Genomic DNA, 4,853 nt, shown 5'->3' on the forward strand with positions numbered 1-4,853 from the left:
GCCCGCCACCCTCGCGGTCGGGCTCGGCGCGGGCTGGTGGATGGCACGGACCCGCAGGCACGCGGCCGACCGGCAGCACCTCCGGCAATGGCTGGTCGAGTCGATCGCCGACGCCCGCGCGACGCTCGACCGGCTCGTCGCCGAACAGCTCATCGAGGCCGAGCAACAGCTGTCCCTGGCGCTCGACGACGCACTGAGCCGCCGCATCGAGGCGATCGACGCCGAGTTGAGAGCCGTCGACACGTCGATCAGGCTGGACGGGAAGGAACGGTCCCGGCAGCTCTCCTCGGTCACCGACCGGGAGCGGGAGGTGGCCCAGGGGCGGGAGCGCGCCGAGGCCCTGCTGGGCCGTATCCGGGAACTCCGGGACGGGCCGAGGCGGGCGTGACCCGCGGGCGGCCGGACCGGCCGTCCCGCGCCGGGGTCCGGGAAACACTTGGTCCGGGAACGAAACGGGCTTACCGTGAGTCCCAGTGAGCAGCGGTTCCGGGATTCCGGGGCCGGCTCGCGACCGTGAGGGGAGTGACCGTGTGGGCCGATGAGACGGGCGGCGGCACCGACACCGGCGCGACGGGCATGCCGGACGACATGCTCGTCACCGTCGAGGGCGAGCAGTACAGCGCCGAGACGAACCTGGACCTCGACGGGGACGGTGTGGCCGACACCGCGGTGGTCGACCGCGCCGACGGCAGCACCCAGGCGTTCGTCGACCACGACGGGGACGGCGCGGCGGACGAGTACGTCCGCTGGGACGCGCGGGACCGGGTGACCGCCCACGCGGACTTCGACGAGGCGACCGGGGAGTGGGTGGCCGTCCCGGACGGACAGCACCCCGACGGCGACCCGGATCCCGAAACCCGGACCAGCCACGGCGGCACGATCGTCGCCGACCTGCCCGGCGGCGACGTCGAGGTCGGCCCCGCGACGACGGACACCGACCACGACGGCGTGAACGACACCGCCGTCGTCACCGATGCCGAGGGCAACACCGTCACCTACACCGACGTGGACGGCGACGGGTCCGCCGACGTGGCGGTGGTGATCGACGACACCGGCAGCGCGAGAACCTACGAGCACACCGGGGACGGGGAGTGGACCGGGGTGGACCCCGGTGCCGAGCACGACGGCGTGCGCGCGGAGACGCCCGGGGAACAGGCGGGCTGGGACGGCTCCGGGTGGGACACGCCGGGTACCCGGCATGTCGAGGGCGTGGCGTGGATCGACGCGGCCACCGGCCAGTGGATCAGCCCGAACTGACACCGCGGCGCGGCCCGGTGTCATCACACTCCGCACCCGGTCGGTCGACGTTGCGGTGAACACGGGCGAAACGGACGGAGACGACAGCGGTACCGGCGGGTTGCGGCGGGCGGTCGCCACCGCCGGGGTCGGACACAGGCGGAAACCCTCGCGTGCTGACCCGATTCAGCCGAGATCTGAATCGATTCCCTTATCGTTCTTGTGAGAGAACCGACAGGTCATGGGTCGGTTCAGGCTGTGTCGGGCCGCTACTCTCAGGGCATCCAAGAACGTGAGCACACCGCTCGACGGTGCGCTTGTAGCCATTCGGTCGCCGGCAACGGAGCCCGCATCCGGACACTGGCGTCCGGTGTGGGCTCTTGTCGTCGAAGACAGGAGTTAGAGATGACTGCAGTGGCCATCCCCGGTCTCGACAAAGCGCCAACGACGCACAGCGGTGTGCTCTCGTGGGTGCGCGAAGTCGCCGAACTCACCACCCCGGACCGGGTCGTCTGGGTGGACGGCTCCGACGAAGAGGCCGAGCGCATTAACAACGAGCTGGTCGAGGCGGGCACCTTCGTCCCGCTGAAGGCCAGGCCCAACTCGTACTGGGCCGCCTCGGACCCCTCCGACGTGGCCCGTGTGGAGGAGCGGACCTTCATCTGCTCCGAGCGTGAGTCCGACGCCGGGCCGACCAACAACTGGAAGCACCCGGACGAGATGAAGGCCACCATGACCGAGCTCTACCGGGGCTGCATGCGTGGTCGGACGATGTACGTCATCCCGTTCTGCATGGGCCCGCTCGGCGACGAGAACCCCAAGCTCGGCATCGAGATCACCGACTTCGCCTACGTCGTGGCCTCCATGCGCGTGATGACCCGCATGGGGCAGGCCGCGCTGGACAAGTTCGTGACCGAGGACGGCACGGAACGCGAGTTCGTCCCGGCGCTGCACTCCGTGGGTGCCCCGCTCGAGCCCGGCGAGGAGGACGTCCCCTGGCCGTGCAACGACACGAAGTACATCAGCCACTTCCCGGAGAGCCGCACCATCTGGAGCTACGGTTCCGGCTACGGCGGCAACTCGCTGCTCGGCAAGAAGTGCTACTCGCTGCGCATCGCCTCGGTGATGGCGCGGGACGAGGGCTGGCTCGCCGAGCACATGCTGATCCTCAAGCTCATCTCGCCCGAGGACAAGGTGTACTACGTCGCGGCGGCGTTCCCCAGCGCCTGCGGCAAGACCAACCTGGCGATGCTGCAGCCGACGCTGCCGGGTTGGCGTGCCGAGACGCTCGGTGACGACATCGCGTGGATGCGCTTCGGCTCCGACGGCAGGCTCTACGCCATCAACCCCGAGTTCGGCTTCTTCGGTGTGGCTCCCGGCACCGACGAGCACACCAACCCGAACGCCATGCGCACGATCGAGAAGGGCAACACGGTGTTCACCAACACCGCCCTCACCGACGACGGCGACGTGTGGTGGGAGGGCATGGCGGGCGAGAAGCCCGCGCACCTGACCTCCTGGAAGAAGCAGGACTGGACGCCCGCCGACGGCGAGGCCGGTGAGCCCGCCGCGCACCCGAACTCGCGCTACTGCACGCCGATGTCGCAGTGCCCGATCCTCGCGCCGGAGTGGGACGACCCGCAGGGCGTGCCGATCTCGGCGATCCTGTTCGGCGGCCGCCGTGCCACCACGGTCCCGCTGGTCAACGAGGCGCGCGACTGGCAGCACGGTGTGTTCATGGGCGCCACGATGTCGTCGGAGAAGACGGCCGCCGCCGCGGGCAAGGTCGGCGAGGTGCGCCGCGACCCGATGGCGATGCTGCCGTTCCTCGGCTACCACGCGGGCGACTACTTCCAGCACTGGCTGGACATCGGCAAGAACTCGGACGAGCTCAAGCTGCCGAAGATCTTCTACGTCAACTGGTTCCGCCGCGGTGACGACCGCCGGATCCTGTGGCCGGGCTTCTCCGAGAACTCGCGCGTGCTCAAGTGGATCGTCGAGCGCATCGAGGGCACGGCGTCGGCCGCGGAGACGCCGGTGGGCAACGTGCCGACCGCGGACGACCTGGACATCGAGGGGCTGACCGAGCCGCTGGCCGACATCCAGGCCGCCCTGGACGTCGACCCGGACGAGTGGCGGCAGGAGATCCCGCTCATCGAGGAGTGGTTCGACAAGATCGGCCGGGACAAGATCCCGTCCGCCCTCCTCGACGAACTGGAGACCATGAAGCAGCGCCTGGCCTGATCGCCGGGTTTGCCGTGAAGGCCCCCTTCCCTGCGTGTGCTGCGGGGAAGGGGGCCTTCACGGCGTCCGGCGCCGCGAAGGAGTCCTGCACGGTTCAGTCGAACAGGCCGACGATCTGGTCCACCGCCAGGTAGGCGAACAGGGCGAGGCAGACGACCAGGAGCGTGTTGGAGATCGTCCGGGAGCGGAACTCGCGCGGCAGCCGTGCGGAGTTGAGCAGGATCAGCAGCGTGCCCGCGAGGAACGGCATGAACAGCGCCCCCAGCACGCCGTAGGCCACGGTGAGCTGGAACGGCCGGTCGAGGAACAGCAGCGCCATCGGCGGGAACGTCAGCCACAGCACGTAGGCGCGGTAGGGCCTGCTGCGCACCCCCGCCCGCCGGTCGTAGTCGGTGCCGGTGCCGGTGCCGGTGCCGGTGCCGGTGTCGGTGCCGGTGTCCATGTCGGTGTCGGTCGCGTGTGCGGGCAGGCGCCAGGTCCGCCACCAGTCGGCGAACAGCAGGCTCACCCCGTTCCACACGCCGATCAGCGACGTGAACGACACGGCGAAGAACCCGACCAGGAATGGCACGCGGGCCCATTCGCCGTACTCGACGGCGAGCCGGTCGCCGAGCAGGAGCAGGCCGACGTCGCCGGCGACGACGTCCGTCCCGGCCAGCATCCCGGCGCCGACCACGAGCATGGCGACCACGAAGACGCCGGTGGTCACGTAGCCGACGACGTTGTCGAACCGCATCATCGGCAGCCAGCGGGACGAGCGCCAGCCCTTCGCCAGGGTCCAGTAGCCGTAGGCGGCCATCGTGATGGTCCCGCCGACCCCGCCCACGAGCCCCAGGGCGTACACCAGTGACCCGTCCGGCAGCCGGGGCACGAGCCCGCCCGCCGCCTCGGCCAGGTTCGGGGCCACCAGCACGGCGGTTCCGACCACGGTCACGAACATGACGCCGACGAACACCGCCATGATCTTTTCCAGCACCGCGTACCGCCCGAACCACACGAGCGCGAACCCGAGCAGGCCACAGAGGATGGCCCAGTACCGCACGGACACACCGGGGACGAGCGCGTTGAGCGGGAGGCCGGAGGCCGACATGGCGGTGGCCCCGTAGACGAACCCCCAGATGACGGTGTAGGCGCCGAAGTAGACCAGCACCCACCGGCCCAGCGTGCGCCAGCCCGCCAGCAGGGTCCGTCCGGAGGTCAGGTGCCAGCGCCCGACCGCCTCCGCGAGCGCGATCTTGAAGACCGTGCCGAGCAGCACCGCCCACAGCAGGGTGTAGCCGTAGCGGGAGCCCGCCACCATCGTGGCCACGAGATCGCCTGCGCCCACGCCGGTCGCCGCGGCCATGATGCCCGGCCCGAGTTGGCGTATCCGG

At 70.3% G+C, this 4,853-nt stretch carries 3 protein-coding genes and 1 pseudogene; 3 read left to right on the forward strand and 1 reads right to left on the reverse strand.

What is annotated here, in order from left to right:
- From ACTIR_RS21380 to ACTIR_RS0103145, 3 genes and pseudogenes are all read left to right on the forward strand, one after another.
- Positions 1–388: pseudogene (locus ACTIR_RS21380) on the forward strand (dynamin family protein); the annotation flags it as partial.
- Positions 389–528: 140 nt separating this feature from the next.
- Positions 529–1,257: a hypothetical protein gene (locus ACTIR_RS0103140; protein WP_026453192.1), complete on the forward strand. Its 729-nt coding sequence runs from the start codon at positions 529–531 to the stop codon at positions 1,255–1,257.
- A 384-nt stretch (positions 1,258–1,641) separates the two neighbouring features.
- Positions 1,642–3,480: a phosphoenolpyruvate carboxykinase (GTP) gene (locus ACTIR_RS0103145; protein WP_026453193.1), complete on the forward strand. Its 1,839-nt coding sequence runs from the start codon at positions 1,642–1,644 to the stop codon at positions 3,478–3,480.
- A 94-nt stretch (positions 3,481–3,574) separates the two neighbouring features.
- Here the strand turns inward: ACTIR_RS0103145 and ACTIR_RS21385 are convergent.
- Positions 3,575–4,853, reverse strand: a 1,279-nt coding sequence (locus ACTIR_RS21385; RefSeq protein ID WP_034238072.1) for an Nramp family divalent metal transporter, incomplete at its 5' end; no start/stop codon positions are given.

The sequence above is a fragment of the Saccharomonospora iraqiensis subsp. iraqiensis genome (assembly GCF_000430445.1).
Taxonomy (GTDB): Bacteria; Actinomycetota; Actinomycetes; order Mycobacteriales; family Pseudonocardiaceae; genus Saccharomonospora; species Saccharomonospora iraqiensis.

Coding starts and splice junctions, on each gene's coding strand:
- ACTIR_RS0103145 (WP_026453193.1), top strand. CDS start 1,642: ATGACTGCAGTGGCCATCCCCGGTCTCGACAAAGCGCCAACGACGCAC.